The following is an 18,591-nucleotide window of genomic DNA, read 5'->3' as shown; positions in this document are numbered from 1 at the left end:
GCCCTTCCATTGTCGAACCGCGGTCCGGCGAGCCGGACCCAAAGGCGCGAAAACTCACGCGGAACAAGAACCCCATTGGGAATGAGTCCAGGTCCACCCGCTTTGCACCAGCGGTTGATGACAATGAGACACTGGATCACCTCCTTTCAGTTGTTACCGACAAGGACAGGCTAGGGCGATTCTCAGGCCGGCGTAAATGTCAAAAAACGCGCTTCCTTCGTCAGGCGAAATGCCGCGGCAGCCGGCAAAATGAAGCTCTTCACAGCGCCTGCCGAAAAGATGGGCGGAAAGTTTGTATAATAAATAGGCAAATACGGTCTTTTCGCATCATCATTGCGTGCATGGAGGCTCACCAGGCAGGAAATTCGGCAAAAGCTGCCCCTGCGGCAGAGTTTTGCGGGCGCAACCATCGCAAAAGGCTCGTTGGCATGTCGCTTGCGAGCCCGCTCCTCCGGGCCGGGGAGGCCTGTCGGCGCCCGCTCAAGGGTGCATTCAACAGGATTGGTTCGGGGGACATGTCCGTGAGCAATACTCGTCGCGTTATTTTGGGCGCTGCACTTGCAGGCGCCACTTTTCTGGGGACGCTCCTGCCGGCCGCAGCGCAGGAGACCATCAAGGTCGGCATCCTGCATTCGCTCTCGGGCACGATGGCGATTTCCGAGACGACGTTGAAGGACGTCATGCTCATGCTCATCGACGAGCAGAACAAGAAGGGCGGCGTGCTCGGCAAGAAGCTCGAAGCCGTCGTCGTCGACCCCGCCTCGAACTGGCCGCTCTTTGCCGAGAAGGCGCGCGAACTGATCGCCAAGGACAAGGTCTCGGCCGTGTTCGGCTGCTGGACCTCGGTGTCGCGCAAATCCGTGCTGCCGGTCTTCAAGGAGCTGAATTCGATCCTGTTCTACCCCGTCCAGTACGAGGGCGAGGAGTCGGAGCGTAACGTCTTCTATACCGGCGCCGCGCCGAACCAGCAGGCCATTCCCGCGGTCGATTATCTCGCCAAGGAGGAGAAGGTTCAGCGCTGGGTGCTCGCCGGCACCGACTACGTCTATCCGCGCACGACCAACAAGGTCCTCGAGGCCTATCTCAAGTCCAAGGGCGTCAAGGCCGAGGACATCATGATCAACTACACGCCGTTCGGTCATTCCGACTGGCAGACGATCGTGTCCGACATCAAGAAGTTCGGCTCGGCCGGCAAGAAGACCGCCGTGGTCTCGACCATCAACGGCGATGCCAACGTGCCGTTCTACAAGGAGCTCGGCAACCAGGGCATCAAGGCGACGGATATCCCAGTCGTGGCCTTCTCGGTGGGTGAGGAAGAGCTCGCCGGCATCGACACCAAGCCGCTGCTCGGCCATCTCGCTGCATGGAACTACTTCCAGTCGGTGAAGACGCCGGAGAACGAGGCCTTCATCAAGCAGTGGAAGGCCTACAAGAAGAACGAGAAGGCCGTCACCAACGATCCGATGGAAGCCCATGTCATCGGCTTCGCCATGTGGGTCAAGGCGGTCGAGAAGGCCAAGAGCTTCGATCCCGACAAGGTCATCGACGCGCTGCCGGGCATCGAGGCGCCTAACCTGACCGGCGGCGTCTCGAAGATGCTCCCGAACCACCACATCACCAAGCCCGTGCTGATCGGCGAGATCAAGGCCGACGGCCAGTTCGACGTGGTCTCGAAGACCGGTCTCGTCGCTGGCGACGCCTGGTCGAAGGAGCTCGACGGCTCCAAGGACCTGATCGGCGACTGGGTCGAGAAGAAGTGCGGCAACTTCAACGTCAAGACCGGCAAATGCGGCGGCGCGTGAGGTCATGAGGGGGAAGGACGGCACGGGCGGAAAAGCCCGGCCGTCCTTCGGATTTCGACGAGACGCCTGCGGCCTTCGAGCCGGAGGCGTCCGTCACCGCCCAAGTCCGTCACTGCCAAGCAAGCTGCCGAGCCGCGAAACCGAAACGAGCCCATGCGAATTGTGTCCTGCCTTCTGCGCATGATCGCGCTAGCGACGCTGCTTGCGCTCCAGCCGAGCGCCGCGTCGGCCCAGGGTTCGCCCCAAGCCGCCGACGAGGCCTTTACCAGGCTCGGCGCCGACAGCTTTTCCGACACCAATCGCGCCATCGAGATCCTGATCGCGAACGCCCATCCGCAGGCCGCAATCATCATCGAGGCGCTGGCCGATGGCCGGCTTCTGGCCGGAGGCGGCGCGGTCGTCGTCAAGACCAAGGATGGCAAGCTACTCGACGCCAGGACCGGCGCTGCGCTTGCCTCGGAACCGCCGGGCCTCGGCGCCGTGCGGCTCAACAATGGCGTCCGCCGCAATATCCAGGCTGCGCTCGGCGGGCTCGGCCTGCTCAATCCCGATGCCGGCAAGCGCATCGCCGCGGCCGAAGCCGTATTCAAGTCTCGCGATGTCAGCGTGCTGCCGGTGCTGGAGACCGCGATCGGCAAGGAAACCGATACCCGCGCCAAGGCTGCCTTGCGCCAGGCCCAGGCCGCCATCCTGATCGCCAAGGCGGACGCGCCGCCCTTCGACCGCCTCGCCGCCGTTGACGTGCTGCGCGAGCGCGGTGACCAGGATGCGCTCGCGACGCTGCGCTCGCTGCCCGGCGACGCCACGTCTGCATTGAAGGACGCGCAGGCACGGGCGATCACCGATATCGAGGGCAAGCTGGCGCTGTGGCGCACCGCTCAGAACCTCTGGTACGGGCTCTCGCTCGGCTCCGTGCTGCTGCTGGCGGCGATCGGGCTCGCCATCACCTTCGGGGTGATGGGCGTGATCAACATGGCCCATGGCGAGATGGTGATGCTCGGGGCCTATACGACCTTCATCGTCCAGGAGGTCATCCGCACCCGCTTCCCCGGCCTGTTCGACTATTCGCTGGCGATCGCCCTGCCGCTGGCCTTCCTCGTCGCCGCTCTCGTCGGCATCGCGATCGAGCGCGGCGTCATCCGCTTCCTCTATGGCCGGCCATTGGAGACGCTGCTCGCGACCTGGGGCATCAGCCTGATCCTGCAGCAGGCGGTGCGCACCGCCTTCGGCCCGACCAATCGCGAGGTCGGCGCCCCCGCCTTCATGTCGGGCGCCTTCGATCTCGGCGGCCTCGCCATCACCTGGAACCGGCTCTGGATCATCGTCTTCGCGGCACTGGTGTTCGGGGCGCTGCTGGCGATCCTGAAGCTGACGCCGATCGGGCTGCAGATGCGCGCCGTCACCCAGAACCGGCGCATGGCCTCGGCAATGGGCATTCGCACCGGACGTGTCGATGCGCTGACCTTCGGGCTGGGCTCGGGTGTAGCGGGGCTCGCCGGTGTCGCACTCTCGCAGATCGACAATGTCAGCCCCAATCTCGGCCAGAGCTACATCATCGATAGTTTCATGGTCGTGGTCTTCGGCGGGGTCGGCAACCTCTGGGGCACGCTGGTCGGCGCGATGACGCTCGGCATCGCCAACAAGCTGCTCGAGCCTTATGCCGGCGCGGTCCTCGGCAAGATCGCGCTGCTGGTCTTCATCATCCTGTTCATCCAGAAACGCCCGCGCGGCCTGTTCGCGCAAAAGGGCAGGGCGGTGGAAGCATGATCACCCGCTTCCTCATCCAGGGCATGGACAAGCGCGGCCTCGTCTTCCTCGCCGTGCTGGCAGTGCTGGCGGTTCTCGTCCCGCTCGCCAATCTGCTCCTGCCGCCGGGCTCGCTCTTGCACGTGCCGACCTCGACCATGTCGCTCTGGGGCAAATATCTCTGCTACGCGCTGCTGGCGATCTCGCTCGATCTGGTCTGGGGCTATTGCGGCATCCTGAGCCTCGGCCACGGCGCCTTCTTCGCGCTCGGCGGCTACGCCATGGGCATGTATCTGATGCGCCAGATCGGCTCGCGCGGAACCTATGGCAACCCGATCCTGCCCGATTTCATGGTCTTCCTGAACTGGAGCGAGTTGCCCTGGTACTGGTACGGCTTCTCCTCTTTTCCCTTCGCCATGCTGATGGTCCTGGCCGTGCCAGGCCTGCTCGCCTTCGTCTTCGGCTGGTTTGCCTTCCGCTCCCGCGTCACCGGCGTCTATCTCTCGATCATCACCCAGGCGCTGACCTATGCGCTGCTGCTGGCCTTCTTCCGCAACGATATGGGTTTTGGCGGCAATAACGGCCTGACCGACTTCAAGGAGATCGTCGGCTTCAACGTCCAGGCGCAATCGACGCGCGCGGCGCTGTTCTCGATGACCTGCGTCATGCTGATCGCCGGCTTCCTGATCGCGCGCGGCATCGTCTCGTCGAAACTCGGCAAGGTGGTGATCGCGATCCGCGATGCGGAATCCCGCACGCGCTTCCTCGGCTACCGGGTTGACCGCTTCAAGCTCTTCGTCTTCACCGTCTCGGCCTGCATGGCGGGCGTCGCCGGCGCGCTCTACGTGCCGCAGGTCGGCATCATCAATCCCAGCGAATTCGCGCCGGCGAACTCGATCGAGACCGTGATCTGGGTCGCCGTCGGCGGGCGCGGCACGCTGGTTGGCGCGGCCTTGGGCGCTGTCGTCGTCAACTACGCCAAGACCGTCTTCACCTCGGGCTTCATGGCGCCGTATTGGTTGTTCGCGCTCGGCGCGCTCTTCGTCTTCGTCACCCTGTTCATGCCCAAGGGCATCCTGGGCACGGCGCAGGATTGGTGGGCCAGGCGCAAGGCGCCGCCGAAGCCGTCGCCTGCGGCCGAACCGGCTCCGGCGGAGTAAACGACATGAACGCTTCCGTTCCCGGCGCACTCACCTCCTCGCTGCTCTATCTCGACGGCGTCAGCGTCTCCTTCGACGGTTTCAAGGCCATTCGCGGGCTTTCGCTGACCATCGAGCCCGGCGAGATGCGCGCCATCATCGGCCCCAACGGTGCCGGCAAGACCACGATGATGGACATCATCACCGGCAAGACCCGGCCCGATGTCGGCACGGTGATGTTTGGCGGCTCCGTCGATCTGACCAAGCTCGACGAGGCGGCGATCGCCAATCTCGGCATCGGCCGCAAGTTCCAGAAGCCGACGGTGTTTGATTTCCACAGCATCGAGGACAACATCCTGCTGGCGCTGAAATCGAAGCGCACGGTGGCCAGGACCTTGTTCTGGAAGACCGCGGCTGCGGACGCCAAGCGCATCGACGATATCCTCGGCATCATCAAGCTCGGCGATGCCCGTGACAGGCTCGCGGGCTCGCTCTCGCATGGCCAGAAGCAGTGGCTCGAGATCGGCATGCTCTTGGCGCAGGATCCAAAGCTCCTGCTGGTCGACGAGCCCGCCGCCGGCATGACCGATGGCGAGACGGCCGAGACGGCCACCCTCCTCAAGGAGATCGCCAAGGATCATTCGGTCATCGTGGTCGAGCATGACATGGGCTTCATCCGCGAACTCGGCGTGAAGGTGACCGTGCTGCATGAAGGCTCGGTTCTGGCCGAGGGGCCGCTCGACCAGGTCAGCGCCAATGAGCGTGTCGTCGAAGTGTATCTGGGGAGGTGAGCGAATGGCGATGAACCGGCGAGTGGCGAGTGGCGAATGGCGAATGGGTGGTGTCATCTGCCTGCGGCGCCCGCGTCGAGACTGCGACCATTCGCCATTCGCCATTCGCCACTCGCCCGAACAGCCATGCTGAGCGTCGACGCCATCGATCTCCATTACGGCGCAGCCCAGGCGCTCCGTCGCGTCTCGGTCACGGCCGAGATCGGCAAGGTCACTTGCGTGATGGGCCGCAACGGTGTCGGCAAGACCTCGCTGATGCGCGCCATCGTCGGCCACCAGGCGATCTCGGGCGGCAAGATCAGCTTTGGCGGCGAGGACATCTCGAAGCTGCGCAGCGAGGATCGCGCACGCGCCGGCATCGCCTATGTACCGCAGGGGCGGGAGGTGTTCCCGCTGCTGAGCGTGAAGGAAAATCTGGAGACGGGTTATGCGCCCTTGCCCCGCAAGGAGCGCTACGTGCCCAGCGAACTGTTTGACCTATTCCCCGTGCTGAAATCGATGTTGGGGCGGCGCGGTGGAGACCTCTCGGGTGGCCAGCAACAGCAACTCGCCATCGCGCGGGCGCTAGTCACCCGGCCCAAATTACTGGTGCTGGACGAGCCGACCGAGGGCATCCAGCCCTCGATCATCAAGGATATCGGTCGCGCGATCGACTACCTGCGCTCCAAGGGCGACATGGCGATCGTGCTGGTCGAGCAATATTTCGACTTCGCCCGCGACCTTGCCGACACGATGTTCGTGATGGAGCGCGGCGAGGTCGTGCTGTCGGGGCCGATGGCCGAGCTCGACGCCAATCAGGTCCAGCGCTTGATCCAGGTGTGACATTCAGCTCGCGCCCGCATTCCAGCGTGGCGCTTTCCGTCATGGTCGGGCTTGTCCCGACCATCCACGTCTTCTTGGATCGAGAGCAGTGTTCAAGACGTGGATGCTCGCCACAAGGGCGAGCATGACGATGCTGGACCCGCTGATTAAGAGTCAGCTGCTCGGTGTCAATATTCAAAACGCGAGCGGGGCGTTGTCGACGACCTCCTTCATCACGAAGAAGGTCCGCGTCTGCCGCACGCCTGGCAACGCGATCAGCTTGTCGGCGTGCAGCTTGTTGAAATCGGCCATGTCCCTGACGCGGATCTTGAGGAAATAGTCGAAATCGCCGGCGACGATGTGGCAATCGAGGACGGTGGGCATGTTCCGGATGGCGGCCTCGAAATCGCCGAAGCTTTCGGGCGTGGAGCGATCCAGCACCACGCCGACGAAGGCCAGCGTGCCCATCTCGACATGTTGCGGCGAGACCTGCGCGCGCACCGACGAAATATAGCCCTCGCTGAACAGGCGCTGGATCCGCCGATGGCATGTGGCGGGGCTGGTGTTGACCCGTTTGGCGATCTCGGCATTGCCGAGCCGCCCATCCGCCTGCAGCAGGCGCAGGATTTTGAGGTCGGTTCGGTCGAGTTTTTCAACCATGGAAGAAGCGTCCATTTTTATGCCAATTTTCGGAACAGATGGCGTAACAATCCGATAATTGCGGAAGTATCAGAAAAAACAAGCACTCACTTTGGAAGGACGTCTCAACTGAGATTCGATATTTTTCCCCGATCAATTTCGAGGGAGACGAGCCTGCCATGTTGAGTAAATTCGAGCGCTATCCGCTGACCTTCGGCCCCACGCCGATCGAGAAATTATCGCGCCTGTCCGCCCATCTCGGCGGCCATGTCGAGATCTTCGCCAAGCGCGAGGATTGCAATTCGGGCCTGGCCTTCGGCGGCAACAAGCTGCGCAAGCTCGAATATATCGTGCCCGACGCTATCGCCAGCAACGCCGATACGCTGGTTTCGATCGGTGGCGTGCAGTCGAACCACACCCGCATGGTCGCCGCGACCGCCGCCAAGATCGGCATGAAGTGCCGCCTGATCCAGGAAAGCTGGGTGCCGCATGAGGACGCCGTCTATGACCGCGTCGGCAACATCCTGCTGTCGCGCGTCATGGGCGCCGAGGTCCAGCTCGTCGACGAGGGTTTCGACATCGGTATCCGCGAAAGCTGGGAGAAGGCGCTCGCCGATGTGAAGGCCAAGGGCGGCAAGCCTTACGCTATTCCCGCCGGTGCCTCGGTCCATAAATTCGGCGGTCTCGGTTATGTCGGCTTCGCCGAGGAAGTGCGGGCTCAGGAAGTCGAACTCGGCTTCAAATTCGACTACGTCATCGTCTGCACCGTCACCGGCTCGACCCATGCCGGCATGGTCGTCGGCTTCGCCAAAGATGGCCGCCAGCGCAACGTCATCGGCATCGACGCTTCCTTTACACCGACCCAGACCCGCGCCCAGGTCCTCGATATTGCTCAAAAGACCTCGGCCCTCGTCGGCGGCAAGGACATCACCAACGAGGATATCGTCCTGAATGAGGACTATGCCTACCCGGTCTATGGCGTGCCCTCGCAGGAGACGATCGAGGCGATCCGCCTCTCGGCCCGTCTCGAAGGAATGATGACCGACCCGGTCTATGAGGGGAAATCCATGCAGGGCATGATCGATCTGGTGAAGAAGGGCTTCTTCCCGGCCGGCTCCAAGGTGCTCTACGCGCATCTTGGCGGCGTGCCGGCGATCAACGGCTACAGCTACACCTTCCGCAACGGCTGATCCGCCATGGAAGCCGTCGTCTTCTTCGAGTTCGCCTCCGAAGCGTCCGGCATCCGGTCAGGCTTGCTTGACCGGATCGGACCCATCGCCCTGTCGGGCGATGGCCGGCTCAACTTCGTCGGGACGGAGCGCGACGAGCGTGGCCGGCCAGTCTCCGAGGTCATCGCGCTCGGCTTCAAGAGCGCGGAGACGGCGCAGGCGGTTATGCTGCGCTGGCGTGGCGACCCGGCCTTTCCGGCCGGGGTGAAGACGCGATTGATGCGGATAGAGCCGATCTGGTCGATCGAGCCCCTGGCGATGATGTTTCCCTAAAGCCGGGCCGCCGCTTCAGCCGTGAAGCGACAGGCCCTTGGTGATCTTGTCGGCCTCCTTACGCTCGGCATGGATCGCCAGGCCGACAAGATCGAGCGCCGCTGTCGCGATGGCGGCGACGGCGGCGCGATTGTCGCTGTCATTGCCGGTCGCGAACAGCTCCTGCGTGTAGAGGTGCGGCCGCACGCCGCGCTGCTGTGCCCGCTGGAGCATCGATGTGAGCTGCTCGCTGGTCGCGGCGAAGATCAGGACGGGCTGGCGGATCAGCGGGCCGTAGAATCGGCCCGATGCATCGTTGTAGTCCTCGCCCTTCAGTTCGGGGTAAGCTCCGACAAGGCCGCCGGCAAGGAAGCCGGCGACGTTGAGCTTTTGCCAGGTGGCGAGATCCTCGCGCACGGCTATGGCGATCTTGGTGTCGTAACGGATCTTGGTATCGTAAGGCATGGCGCAATCGATAAGCGAGCCAGAGCCGGGCGGTCTTGAACGATCGTGCGGACCCTCACATGGCGATTGGCTGCGCGCGGGGCCGGGCTCTGACGGCATCGAGCGGATCGAGGCCTTCTTCAGCGGCCACGCTTATGACCCGCACAGGCACGACACCTACGCGCTGGGCCTGACGCTGAGCGGCGTGCAGAGCTTCGACTACCGCGGCAGCCGGCAGGATAGCCGTGCGGGCAATGCGATCGTCCTGCATCCGGACGAGATTCACAACGGCCGAGCCGGCGTCGAATCCGGCTTCCGCTACCGCATGTTGTATCTGGAGCCCCGGCTCCTGCGCGAGGCGTTGGGCAATGAGGCCCGTGCGCTGCCCTTCATCTCGGCGGCCGTCTCGTCCGACCCGCGCCTCGTCCGTGCGATCGCACGTGGCGTGCGCGCGATCGAGGCGCCATTGGCGGCCGACGAGGCCGAGGACATCGTCCTAGGATTGGCCGAGGCCTTGCTGGCGCTCGACCCATCCGCCGCGCGCGTGGCGGGCTCACGGCATGCCCAGGCAGCCTCGGAGCGCGTCAGGCGGTTTCTCGACGCTCACCTGGAGCGGGTGGTCACATCAGGAGAGCTGGAAGCCGTCGCCGGGCTCGACCGTTTCGCGCTGGCCCGCCACTTCCGCGCGAGCTTTGGCACGAGCCCCTATAATTATCTCGTCATGCGCCGGCTCGACCGGGCCCGCGCCATGCTGCGGTCGGGGCTGGAAATCGCCGATATAGCGGCTGCCTGCGGTTTCGCCGACCAGAGCCATCTGACGCGCCAGTTCCGCCGGGCTTTCGGCGTTACGCCCGGCCGCTGGCGCAAGCTGCATCGCCATCCGGAGGGAGGATGGCCATGAGGCCGTCCTCCCTCCGGATGCGGGCTTATTTGCCTTCGTTGACCGTGATCTTCGGCAAGGCGCTGCTGGACAGACCGTATTTCACGAAGATCGCGTCATAGCTTCCCTTGGCCTTGAGCCGCTCGAGCGCGCCCTTGACCGCATCGCGCAACTGGCTGCCCTCAGTGGTCTTCACGAAGGGAATGCCGCCGCGCACATCGGTGAAAGGCGCGCCGATCGGCACATAGGTGTTGGGCTCGAGCTTGAGGAAATAGGGCATCACCTCGCTGCCCTGGACGGCGGCCTGGAGGCGCTGGGTCTTGAGCTGGGTGCGGGCGTCGATCGAGCCTTCCGTGCCGACGATCGTCAGCGCCGGCTTGCCCTTGGCGACGCAGTTTTCCTTGCTCCAGGCTTCCATCTCAGCCGGCCAGCTCGTCGAGCGGCTGGCGCCGACCGTCTTGCCGCAGAGATCCTCAGGCGTCTTCAGGCCCGGGGCCAGCGCCGTGATCGTGTAAAACTGCGCGCCTGAGGAGAAATAATCGACGAAATCGGCGGTTTCGCGCCTGGCCGGCTTATCCGACATGCCGGCCATGACCATATCGACGCGGCCGGTCTGGAGCGAAGGCAGCATCTGCGCGAAAGCGGTCTCCTGCCATTCGATCGCGACGCCGAGTTCCTTGCCGATCGCTTCGCCGATTTCGATGTCGAGCCCGGTCAGGGTGTTGGTCGCCGGTTCCTTGAAGATGATCGGCGGATAGTTCGGCTGCGTCGCGACGATGATCTTGCCGGCGGTCTTGATCCGGGCCGGAAGCTCCTGGGCGGAAACCGCCGCGGGCAGGCAGAACGCCAAAGCGGCGAGCAGGCTTCGTGACGTCAGGGTCATGGCAATCCTCCGGATCGGTTCAGGCAAGGGTTCAAGGCAAGGGTTCAAGGCAAGAGCTTAAGGCAGGACCGCGGCGATGAAATCGCGTGTGCGGGGATGTTCGGGTGCGCTCAGCACCTGGGCGGGAGGCCCCTGTTCGATCAGGCGGCCTTGATCCATGAAGACGACACGGTCGGCGACCTCGCGCGCGAAACCGAGCTCATGCGTCACCACGATCATCGTCATGCCGCTCTTGGCCAGGTCGCGCATCACGGCGAGCACCTCGCCGACGAGTTCCGGATCGAGCGCCGAGGTCGGTTCGTCGAACAGCATCAGCCTGGGCTTCATCGCGAGCGCGCGGGCGATCGCGACGCGCTGCTGCTGGCCTCCGGAAAGCTCGGAGGGGTAAGCGCCGTGTTTCTCGGCCAGGCCGACCCGCGCCAGCAGGCGCTCGGCCTCGGCGATCGCGGCGGCCCTGGGCTGCTTCAGGACGGTCACCGGCCCCTCGATCACGTTCTGCAGCGCCGTCATATGGCCGAAGAGGTTGAAGCGCTGGAAGACCATGCCGCTGGCGAGGCGCTGGCGCGCGATCTCCTTGTCGGTCAACTCGATCAACCGGTCGCTGGTGCGCCGGAAGCCGGCGAGTTCGCCATCGACCCAGATCGCGCCTCCATCGATGCGTTCGAGCTGGTTGATGCAGCGCAAGAGCGTGCTCTTGCCGGAGCCGGAGGGGCCGATGATGCAGACCACTTCCCCCGGCGCGACGTCGAGCGAGACGGAATCGAGCGCTGCGAGATTGCCGAAGCGCTTCGTCAGCGACAGCGCCTGGACCATGGGGCGATTCACGGGAGCCTCAACCATTGCGCGCTCCCGCATCAGCGCGGCCCTTGGCGAAATGCCGCTCCAGCACGATCTGCCCGAGCGAGAGGATCGAGACCACGATCAGATACCAGCCGGCCGCGACGATCAGCAATTCGATCACCCGGGCATTGGCGTAATAGATCGTCTGGGCGTTGCGCAGGATCTCAGAGAACTGGATCACGCTGGCGATCGAGGTCAGCTTGACCATGCTGACCACCTCGTTGCCGACAGGCGGGATGATCACCCGCATCGATTGCGGCAGCACGATCCGGCGCAATGTCGTCAGCCGGGTCATGCCGATCGCCTTGGCCGCTTCGACCTGACCGTGATCGACGGAGAGGATGCCGGAGCGCACGACCTCGGCCGTATAGGCGCCCTGATTGATCCCCAGGCCGAGCAGCGTCGCCATGAAGGGACCGATCAGGTCGATCGTCCGTGCCGAGAACAGACCTGGAATGCCGATCGTCGGGAAGACCAGCGCGAGGTTGAACCAGATCAGCAATTGCAGGATCAGCGGCGTGCCGCGGAAGAACCAGATGTAGAACGCGGCCGAGCCGCGCATCACGGCATTGGGCGACATCGCCATGATCGCGAAGAGGACGCCGAGCGTGATGCCCAGCGCCATGGCGCAGACCGTCATGATCACGGTGTTGGCGAGGCCGCCCAGGATGGCGGGCGCGGTGAAGAACTGGCCGACCACCTTCCAGGCGATGTCGCCCTCGGCGAAAGCCTTCACCACGAGCGCAAGCGCAAGCAGGACCAGGGTTGCGGAAACCCAGCGTCCGAGATGCAGCCTGCCCACACGGGGCAGGCTGAGGATCGTCGGGTCGAGCGCCGTCCCCGGCATCTGGCTTGAAGTCATGGTTGCGGTCCCCGGTATCCGCCGGCCCAGTCACGCTGCACGGCGAGGCGCTGCGTCAGCCGATCGATCTGCTCGGCCACGCGTGCAGGCGACGTGCCACCTTTGGCCATACGCGCATCGAGTGCCGCCTCCAATGTCAGATGTTCCCTGATATCGGGCGTCAGGCGGGGATCGATCGAGGCCAGCCCGGCATCGTCGATCTCGTGCAATTGGCAGGATGTCTCCTCGCAGAGGCGCACCAGCGCGCCGGTGATCTCGTGCGCCTCGCTGAAGGCTACGCCCCTGCGCGCCAGGAAATCGGCGACCTCGGTCGCCAGCGTGAAGCCGCGTGACGCAGCGTCCCGCATGGTCGCGACATCGACCGTCATGGTCGCGATCAGGCCGGCCATGGCGGGAAGCACCAGCGCCAAGCCATCGACTGCATCGCAACAGGCGTTCTTATCCTCGGCGAGGTCACGGTTATAGGACAGGGGCAGGCTCTTCAGCGCCGCCAGCATCGTCATGAGCCCGCCGATCAGGCGGGCCGAGCGGCCGCGCGTCAATTCGGCGATATCGGGGTTCTTCTTCTGCGGCATGATCGAGGATCCTGTCGCGAAGGAATCATGCAGCGAAATCCAGCGATAAGGCTGCGTGCACCAGATCACGATCTCCTCGGCCAGCCTGGAGAGATTGACCGCGTGCATGGCCGTGACGAACAGGAATTCCGCGACATGGTCGCGCGAGCCGACAGCATCGACCGAGTTCTCGAACGAGCCGTCATAGCCGAGTTCCTCGGCGACAAGCTCGGGGTTGAGTGCGATCGCGGAACCCGCCAGCGCGGCGGCGCCGAGCGGGGAGACGGCATTGCGCCTGTCCCAGTCGATCAACCGCTCGGCATCACGCGCGAAGGCCTGGGCATGGGCCATCAGATGATGGCCGAAGGTGATGGGCTGTGCCGCCTGAAGATGGGTCACACCCGGGGCCGGCGTCGCGACATGTTCGCGGGCCTGCGCGACGATGGCGTCCTGCAGGCTCAGCAGATTCTTCATCAGCCCGCGGGCGTGGTGGCGCAGGTACAGTTTGAGGTCGTTGGCGGCCTGGTCGTTGCGCGAGCGCCCGGCGCGGACCTTGCCGCCGAGAGGGCCGAGCCGCTGCGTCAGGACGCGTTCGAGGAAGGTCTGGACGTCTTCGTCCTCAGGCCACGGTTCGATCAGCCCTGCCGCGTGGAGCTTCTCGACCGCGTCGATCTCCTTCTGGATCGTCGCGATTTCGGCGTCGCCAAGCAGCCCGGCGCGGCCGAGTTCGCGGATGTGGGCGCGCGAGCCGGCAAGATCGTATGGCACGAGGCCGAAATCGCTGGCCTCCGAGCGGGACAGGCGGGTCAGCGCAGGATCGGGGTCGGCGGTGAAACGACCGCCCCACAGGCGCAATGGCTGGTTCACGCTGGCTCTCCGCTCTGACCTAACGCCAGGCAGGTTAGTGCGCATGCGTTTGCGCCGGCAAAGGAGATGATTTCCGACGATCATTCCATTTTGGAATAGCTCTTTCGCCGCGCATCGTCGTGGACTAGTGTGGGCGATGCTTTCGGACGCACCCTCGCTCCTCTCGGCGCCGCTGCCGCGGCGGCTGCCTTCGACCATGGGTCTGCGCGTCGTCGAGGCGGTTGCGCGTCATGGCTCCTGCTCGGGCGCCGCCGACGAATTGAACCTGACCCAGAGCGCCGTCAGCAAGCAGTTGCGCGGCGTCGAGCAGATTGTCGGCGCGAGCCTGTTTGCACGTAACCGGCGTGGCCTGGAGCCGACCGAGGCCGGCCACGCCTTCATCGGCCCGGCCAGGGAGGTGCTCGTCGCCTTGGCGTCGGCGGTCGGCGGTGTCGCAGGTTTTCGCCAGGAGCAGCCGATGCTCAGGCTGCATGTGCTGCCGATCCTTGGCGACCGCTGGCTGGTGCCGCGGTTCTCGCGCTTCGCCGAGGAGCATCCCGAAATCGACGTCCAGTTCACCAACTTCGTCGCCCATGGCACGGCCGAAGCCGCGGACGCGACCTTTCGCTTCGGTGAGGGTGACTGGCCTGGGCAGCAGGCGGACTATCTGTTTGGGCGCGATGTCGCGCTGGTGGCGGCGCCGGACCTTCTGGCGCGCCTGGGACCAATCGGCGATGTCGGGGATATCGCGCGGTTTCCAGTGCTCGACCATCCGCCCACGCCGCTGCGCTGGGGCGAGTTTGCCGAGGCCAATACCGTGGCTGACCTTGTTCCACAGCGGGTGATCCGCTTCGGCTTCTATGCCCTGGTCATTCGCGCGGCGATCGCGGGGCAGGGGCTGGCGCTGGTACCGCGCGCGCTGGTCGTGGAGGAGCTTTCGGGGGGCCGCCTCGTCAACCCGGCGGGGCTCGGTTTTCGCAGCCGGCACGGCTATTGGCTGACCCGCCCGGCGGATCGGCCACCGAGCCCGGCGCTCGTTCTGCTGCGGGACTGGCTTGTCGCGGAGGCGGTCGGGATGCAAGAAGCGCGGTGAACGAGAAGCACCATGAAGCGGACCGGCGGTCGAGACGCCCCGGCCATGAAGGGTTGAAACGATGCAGCTAGGAATGGTCGGCCTCGGCCGGATGGGTGCGAACATCGTGCGCAGGCTGATGCAGGCCGGGCATGATTGCGTGGTCTATGACCGTGACCCCAAGCCTGGCGCTGCGCTTGCCGAGAAGGGGGCGGTCGTCGCCTCCGACCTGAAGGACATGGTCGCCAAGCTTGCCGCACCGCGCGCCATCTGGGTCATGCTGCCGGCCGGCGAGATCACCGAGGCGACACTGATCGAATTGTCCGGCCTGCTGTCTCCCGGCGACACGCTGATCGACGGCGGCAACGCCTTCTGGAAGGACGACGTCCGGCGCGGCCAGGAGCTTTCGGCCAAGGGCCTGCATTATCTCGATATCGGCACCAGCGGCGGCGTGCATGGGCTCGAGCGCGGCTATTGCCTGATGATCGGCGGCGACAAGGAGACCGTCGCGCGATTGGACCCGCTATTGAAGGCGCTCGCGCCCGGCAAGGGCGATATCCCTGAGACCAGCCATCGCGACGGCCGTAACCCGACCAGCGAGGAGGGCTACCTCCATTGCGGGCCGGTCGGCGCGGGCCATTTCGTCAAGATGGTCCATAACGGCATCGAATACGGCATGATGCAGGCCTTCGCCGAGGGCTTCGACCTGCTGCGCAACGCCTCCGCTCGGGAAGGCCTGCCGCCGGAATACGGCTTCGATTTCGATGTCGCCGAGATTTCCGAGGTCTGGCGGCGCGGTTCGGTCGTGACCTCCTGGCTGCTCGACCTGACCGCGTCGGCGCTTTCAGCCGACGAGGATCTGTCGGCCTATACCGGCAATGTCTCGGATTCGGGCGAGGGGCGCTGGACTGTGCAGGCCGCGATCGAGACCGCGACCCCGGCCGAGGTCCTGACCTCCTCGCTCTACACCCGCTTCCGCTCGCGCAAGGACCATACCTTCGCCGAGAAGGTGCTCTCGGCCATGCGCGCCGGCTTCGGCGGCCATGTTGAGCCCAAGAAGCCGGTCTGACGCGCCATGAGCAATTCGAAGAAGGGTGGCGGGCCAGCCGTCATCGTCGTCATGGGCGTCGCGAGCTCAGGCAAGACCTCGCTGGGCGAGCGCCTGGCCGAGCATCTGGGCTGGCCGTTCCGCGACGCCGATTCGTTCCACCCGCCGCAGAATGTCGTCAAGATGGCGGGCGGCACGCCGCTGAACGATGAGGACCGCAAGCCCTGGCTCGCAGCGATCGCTGCCTGGATCGACGAGCTTCGTGCTTCAGGCAAGAACGGCATCGTCACCTGTTCGGCGCTGAAGCGGGCCTATCGCCGGGTCATCATCGGCGATCGCCCCGATGTCGCGCTGGTCTATCTCAAGGGCTCGCGTGAGTTGATCGGTGCGCGCATGGCGGCGCGTCAGCACCATTTCATGCCGCCCGCACTGCTCGACAGCCAGTTCGCTGCGCTGGAGGAGCCCGGCGAGGATGAGCGCCCGCTGGTGATGCCGGTCGAGCTGCCGAAGGATGAGATCGAGCGCGCGGTGCTGACGAGACTTGGCTTGAATTGACCTGTCAGGGTTGGCGCCGTCGCGCCGGCCAATCGATCGTTCCGGAGCAGAACAGCGCCCACCAGATCAGGATCGGTTGCAGCACCAGTCTCGGGCCGTGATACCACCAGCTCGTCGGCAGCCCCGGAACTACAATGGCTTCCATGGCGTGCTTGATGTTGGCTGGAAAGACGCAAACTGCGTAGAGAGCCAGCCCGATGCCTGCCGCTTTGCGCAGGCTGGGGACCAGCAGGCCCGCGGCGCCGAGAATTTCCGCGACACCTGTCAGGATGACGACCTCGCGCGGCGCCGGCGCCCAGTCCGGCATGATCGGCAGAAAAGCCTCGGGCGAGCGCAGATGCAACCCTCCGGCGGCGAGATAGAACGCCGCCATCAGCCAGCGCATCGTGGCGCGTAGCGTCACGTCACCTCGAACCAGGACCAGAGCCCGAGATCGAAGCGCTCCAGGACCGTCGAGGAGATCATCCAGCGTCCCGGATTCTCGGCGATGAAGGCGATGTGCAGCCGCTTGCCCTCGGGGATCTGCACCGTGTCCATGAAATAGGGCTCCCAGCCATCATCGAGCGGGTGCAGCAGCCGGAAGCAGTGGCCATGCACATGGATCGGCTGGAGGAAGGCTGTCCGGTTTTCGATCGCGAGCACGATCGGCGTGCCGCGCTTGACGCTGACGAGGGGCTTGCTGGCGTCTCCGACACCGCCATTGATCCGCCAGGGTTTGGCGAGATCGAGGCCGGCGAGATCCAGCTTGAGCTCGGGCATGATTTTGGCCCCGCCCTCGATGACGATCTGGGGCCGGACCGCATCCTGGAGGCGGACCGCTGCAGGCAGCGTCGGGTTGGGCTTCAGCGCGGCAGGCGCGGTCGCGGCTGCTTTCTTAGCGCCCTCAGTCACCAGCCGGACAAGCGGCACGCCGGCGCCGATCAACGCGGTCACGATCGCGGTTGCGCCGAGCTCCTCCGGCATGTCGACGATTAGATCGTAGCGCGTGCCCGGCGCGAAAGGCAGTTGCGCACGCACCGGCTCGAAGGTGTCGGTCGGCTGCCCGTCGACCGCGACGACCGAGGCCTTCACCCCGTCGAAGCGCAACCGCATGATCCGGGCGTTGCAGGCATTGGCGAGGCGCAGGCGGACGCGCGCCCCGGGCGCGACCGCAACGCGCTGCGGCGGCGGCGCGCCATTGACCGTCAGCCAGCTTCCGAGCCGGCCGCCGGCCGCGCTCTCGGAGCTTGCCGCGGCGAAGGGGCGGATGGCATGGTCGTCGCCGAGCAGCCAATCCGCGACCATCACCGGTAGGTCGAGGTCGACCGCCAGCGGCTCCGGCTCCTCGACGATCAGCAATCCGCCAAGGCCCCGGCCGGCTGGCTCGGACGAGCCGCCGATAAGCAGCGGCCGATAAAGGAAGGTGCCGGCATCCGGCGGCGTCAGCCGGTATTCGAAGCTCGCGCCGGGAGCGACCGGCGGCTGGCTGAAGCCGCCGACCCCGTCCATGGCGGCCGCGCCGCGCAGCCCTTGCCAGTGCAGCGACAGCGGCAGGGCGGTTCGGTTGTCGAGCTTGAGGCGCAACGTCTCGCCCAGCTTGATTCGCAGGGCCGGGCCTGGGGACGCCCCGTTCAACGCCAGGATGTCGGTTTCGCCCGCCGGCGCCGGCCGCAGGCGCGCCTTGCCGGGTGCTGCAACCAGCAGGCTCAATGGCGGCTCGGCTCCGGCGGTGCCGGCTGGCGGCCTGGCCTGGGACGAGGCCCGCCCGGCAAGCGCGATCGTCGTCGCGGCGCCAAAGGTCGTGGCACCAAGCCCGGCGAGCGTGGCGCGCCTCGTCGGCGTAAGGGTCGATCGCGAGGAGGGAGGAAGGCCTTTGTCGGTCATGCGCCCGGCATAATCTGTGGCGTGCGATCTGGCGAGAGGGGGCCTTCGCGCGGCCTGGCGATGCGCCGCGATACGGCGCGGCAGGGCGACCTTCGCAGAAACGTCGCATTTTTTTGCTGCATGGCCTGCTCGAAATGCGTATAGCACCGCGGCCCAACGATGGCCGCGCTGCGTTTGCTCGCGTGCAGCGCTATCGGGCCGGCGGGCGTGGCGGAATTGGTAGACGCACTGGTTTTAGGTACCAGCGGCGAAAGTCGTGGGGGTTCGAGTCCCTCCGCCCGCACCAGCAGGCGTGCGATCGCATCATGGCGTTAGCGTCGTGGCGCGGGAATCGTTCGCTGAAGA

Annotated in this window: 19 protein-coding genes and 1 tRNA gene; 12 read left to right on the top strand and 8 right to left on the bottom strand. The window is 65.3% G+C overall.

Annotation, left to right across the window (positions count from 1 at the left end; genetic code table 11):
* Positions 1-515 precede the first annotated feature (515 nt).
* The 5 genes from urtA (at position 516) to urtE (ending at position 6,300) form a co-directional block, all read left to right on the top strand.
* Positions 516-1,802 (top strand): urea ABC transporter substrate-binding protein, encoded by a 1,287-nt coding sequence (gene urtA, locus BHK69_RS20760; protein ID WP_069691754.1) that lies wholly within the window; start codon positions 516-518, stop codon positions 1,800-1,802.
* A gap of 153 nt (positions 1,803-1,955) precedes the next feature.
* Entirely contained in the window at positions 1,956-3,569 is a 1,614-nt protein-coding gene (gene urtB / locus BHK69_RS20755; RefSeq protein ID WP_244548263.1) for an urea ABC transporter permease subunit UrtB, read from the top strand.
* On the top strand, positions 3,566-4,708 hold the full coding sequence (gene urtC / locus BHK69_RS20750) for an urea ABC transporter permease subunit UrtC (RefSeq protein WP_069691752.1): 1,143 nt from the start codon (positions 3,566-3,568) through the stop codon (positions 4,706-4,708). The genes urtB and urtC overlap by 4 nt, the downstream gene beginning before the upstream one ends.
* Before the next feature lie 5 nt (positions 4,709-4,713).
* Positions 4,714-5,478 carry an urea ABC transporter ATP-binding protein UrtD gene (gene urtD, locus BHK69_RS20745; protein WP_069693840.1) on the top strand — a complete coding sequence of 255 codons (765 nt, stop codon included), beginning with the start codon at positions 4,714-4,716 and terminating at the stop codon, positions 5,476-5,478.
* Between the two features lie 126 nt (positions 5,479-5,604).
* On the top strand, positions 5,605-6,300 hold the full coding sequence (gene urtE, locus BHK69_RS20740; RefSeq protein WP_069691751.1) for an urea ABC transporter ATP-binding subunit UrtE: 696 nt from the start codon (positions 5,605-5,607) through the stop codon (positions 6,298-6,300).
* Between the two features lie 174 nt (positions 6,301-6,474).
* Here urtE and BHK69_RS20735 read toward each other — a convergent pair whose 3' ends face one another.
* Positions 6,475-6,939 carry an Lrp/AsnC family transcriptional regulator gene (locus BHK69_RS20735; protein WP_069691750.1) on the bottom strand — a complete coding sequence of 155 codons (465 nt, stop codon included), beginning with the start codon at positions 6,937-6,939 and terminating at the stop codon, positions 6,475-6,477.
* Between the two features lie 158 nt (positions 6,940-7,097).
* Between BHK69_RS20735 and BHK69_RS20730 the strand changes: the two genes are divergently transcribed.
* On the top strand, positions 7,098-8,108 hold the full coding sequence (locus BHK69_RS20730; RefSeq protein WP_069691749.1) for a 1-aminocyclopropane-1-carboxylate deaminase: 1,011 nt from the start codon (positions 7,098-7,100) through the stop codon (positions 8,106-8,108).
* A gap of 6 nt (positions 8,109-8,114) precedes the next feature.
* Positions 8,115-8,420, top strand: a complete 306-nt coding sequence (locus tag BHK69_RS20725) for a hypothetical protein (protein WP_069691748.1) — start codon at positions 8,115-8,117, stop codon at positions 8,418-8,420.
* Between the two features lie 15 nt (positions 8,421-8,435).
* On the opposite strand, the gene BHK69_RS20720 is transcribed toward BHK69_RS20725, so the two are convergent.
* Positions 8,436-8,846 carry a DUF2000 family protein gene (locus BHK69_RS20720; protein ID WP_069693839.1) on the bottom strand — a complete coding sequence of 137 codons (411 nt, stop codon included), beginning with the start codon at positions 8,844-8,846 and terminating at the stop codon, positions 8,436-8,438.
* Positions 8,847-8,862: 16 nt separating this feature from the next.
* Between BHK69_RS20720 and BHK69_RS20715 the strand changes: the two genes are divergently transcribed.
* A complete protein-coding gene (locus BHK69_RS20715; protein WP_069691747.1) occupies positions 8,863-9,744 on the top strand; it encodes a helix-turn-helix domain-containing protein in 882 nt (293 codons plus the stop codon).
* Positions 9,745-9,769: 25 nt separating this feature from the next.
* Here the strand turns inward: BHK69_RS20715 and BHK69_RS20710 are convergent, their stop codons facing one another.
* From BHK69_RS20710 to argH, 4 genes are read right to left on the bottom strand one after another with little or no spacing between them, the layout of a single operon-like run.
* Positions 9,770-10,606 carry an ABC transporter substrate-binding protein gene (locus BHK69_RS20710; protein ID WP_069691746.1) on the bottom strand — a complete coding sequence of 279 codons (837 nt, stop codon included), beginning with the start codon at positions 10,604-10,606 and terminating at the stop codon, positions 9,770-9,772.
* A gap of 57 nt (positions 10,607-10,663) precedes the next feature.
* Positions 10,664-11,431 (bottom strand): amino acid ABC transporter ATP-binding protein, encoded by a 768-nt coding sequence (locus tag BHK69_RS20705; protein ID WP_280142017.1) that lies wholly within the window; start codon positions 11,429-11,431, stop codon positions 10,664-10,666.
* A 7-nt stretch (positions 11,432-11,438) separates the two neighbouring features.
* Positions 11,439-12,293 carry an amino acid ABC transporter permease gene (locus tag BHK69_RS20700; protein WP_069691744.1) on the bottom strand — a complete coding sequence of 285 codons (855 nt, stop codon included), beginning with the start codon at positions 12,291-12,293 and terminating at the stop codon, positions 11,439-11,441.
* An 11-nt stretch (positions 12,294-12,304) separates the two neighbouring features.
* The gene (argH, locus tag BHK69_RS20695; RefSeq protein WP_244548262.1) at positions 12,305-13,729 is read right to left on the bottom strand and encodes an argininosuccinate lyase; all 1,425 of its coding nucleotides are present in this window, start codon (positions 13,727-13,729) and stop codon (positions 12,305-12,307) included.
* A 136-nt stretch (positions 13,730-13,865) separates the two neighbouring features.
* Between argH and BHK69_RS20690 the strand changes: the two genes are divergently transcribed.
* The 3 genes from BHK69_RS20690 to BHK69_RS20680 all read left to right on the top strand — a co-directional run bounded on the left by BHK69_RS20690 (position 13,866) and on the right by BHK69_RS20680 (position 16,383).
* Positions 13,866-14,801 carry a LysR substrate-binding domain-containing protein gene (locus BHK69_RS20690; protein ID WP_069691743.1) on the top strand — a complete coding sequence of 312 codons (936 nt, stop codon included), beginning with the start codon at positions 13,866-13,868 and terminating at the stop codon, positions 14,799-14,801.
* A 61-nt stretch (positions 14,802-14,862) separates the two neighbouring features.
* Positions 14,863-15,849, top strand: a complete 987-nt coding sequence (gnd, locus tag BHK69_RS20685; protein WP_069691742.1) for a phosphogluconate dehydrogenase (NAD(+)-dependent, decarboxylating) — start codon at positions 14,863-14,865, stop codon at positions 15,847-15,849.
* Positions 15,850-15,855: 6 nt separating this feature from the next.
* Positions 15,856-16,383 carry a gluconokinase gene (locus BHK69_RS20680; protein ID WP_244548261.1) on the top strand — a complete coding sequence of 176 codons (528 nt, stop codon included), beginning with the start codon at positions 15,856-15,858 and terminating at the stop codon, positions 16,381-16,383.
* Between the two features lie 4 nt (positions 16,384-16,387).
* Here BHK69_RS20680 and BHK69_RS20675 read toward each other — a convergent pair whose 3' ends face one another.
* Positions 16,388-16,786, bottom strand: a complete 399-nt coding sequence (locus BHK69_RS20675) for a DoxX family protein (RefSeq protein WP_425285523.1) — start codon at positions 16,784-16,786, stop codon at positions 16,388-16,390.
* The gene (locus tag BHK69_RS20670; protein ID WP_069691740.1) at positions 16,783-18,246 is read right to left on the bottom strand and encodes a multicopper oxidase family protein; all 1,464 of its coding nucleotides are present in this window, start codon (positions 18,244-18,246) and stop codon (positions 16,783-16,785) included. The genes BHK69_RS20675 and BHK69_RS20670 overlap by 4 nt, the downstream gene beginning before the upstream one ends.
* 201 nt (positions 18,247-18,447) lie before the next feature.
* Here BHK69_RS20670 and BHK69_RS20665 point away from each other — a divergent pair.
* Positions 18,448-18,532: transfer RNA gene (locus tag BHK69_RS20665), tRNA-Leu, on the top strand.
* Positions 18,533-18,591: the final 59 nt, after the last annotated feature.

The sequence above is a fragment of the Bosea vaviloviae genome (genome assembly GCF_001741865.1).
GTDB classification, from domain to species: domain Bacteria; phylum Pseudomonadota; class Alphaproteobacteria; order Rhizobiales; family Beijerinckiaceae; genus Allobosea; species Allobosea vaviloviae.
The sequence above is the reverse complement of the archived record's forward strand: the minus strand, read 5'-3'. Positions and strand labels throughout refer to the sequence as shown.

Excerpts from the sequence above, each read along its gene's own strand:
- urtA (WP_069691754.1), top strand. The coding sequence starts at position 516 with ATGTCCGTGAGCAATACTCGTCGCGTTATTTTGGGCGCTGCACTTGCA.
- urtB (WP_244548263.1), top strand. The coding sequence starts at position 1,956 with ATGCGAATTGTGTCCTGCCTTCTGCGCATGATCGCGCTAGCGACGCTG.
- urtC (WP_069691752.1), top strand. The coding sequence starts at position 3,566 with ATGATCACCCGCTTCCTCATCCAGGGCATGGACAAGCGCGGCCTCGTC.
- urtD (WP_069693840.1), top strand. The coding sequence starts at position 4,714 with ATGAACGCTTCCGTTCCCGGCGCACTCACCTCCTCGCTGCTCTATCTC.
- urtE (WP_069691751.1), top strand. The coding sequence starts at position 5,605 with ATGCTGAGCGTCGACGCCATCGATCTCCATTACGGCGCAGCCCAGGCG.
- BHK69_RS20735 (WP_069691750.1), bottom strand. The coding sequence starts at position 6,939 with ATGGTTGAAAAACTCGACCGAACCGACCTCAAAATCCTGCGCCTGCTG.
- BHK69_RS20730 (WP_069691749.1), top strand. The coding sequence starts at position 7,098 with ATGTTGAGTAAATTCGAGCGCTATCCGCTGACCTTCGGCCCCACGCCG.
- BHK69_RS20725 (WP_069691748.1), top strand. The coding sequence starts at position 8,115 with ATGGAAGCCGTCGTCTTCTTCGAGTTCGCCTCCGAAGCGTCCGGCATC.
- BHK69_RS20715 (WP_069691747.1), top strand. The coding sequence starts at position 8,863 with ATGGCGCAATCGATAAGCGAGCCAGAGCCGGGCGGTCTTGAACGATCG.
- BHK69_RS20710 (WP_069691746.1), bottom strand. The coding sequence starts at position 10,606 with ATGACCCTGACGTCACGAAGCCTGCTCGCCGCTTTGGCGTTCTGCCTG.
- BHK69_RS20700 (WP_069691744.1), bottom strand. The coding sequence starts at position 12,293 with ATGCCGGGGACGGCGCTCGACCCGACGATCCTCAGCCTGCCCCGTGTG.
- BHK69_RS20690 (WP_069691743.1), top strand. The coding sequence starts at position 13,866 with ATGCTTTCGGACGCACCCTCGCTCCTCTCGGCGCCGCTGCCGCGGCGG.
- gnd (WP_069691742.1), top strand. The coding sequence starts at position 14,863 with ATGCAGCTAGGAATGGTCGGCCTCGGCCGGATGGGTGCGAACATCGTG.
- BHK69_RS20680 (WP_244548261.1), top strand. The coding sequence starts at position 15,856 with ATGAGCAATTCGAAGAAGGGTGGCGGGCCAGCCGTCATCGTCGTCATG.
- BHK69_RS20670 (WP_069691740.1), bottom strand. The coding sequence starts at position 18,246 with ATGACCGACAAAGGCCTTCCTCCCTCCTCGCGATCGACCCTTACGCCG.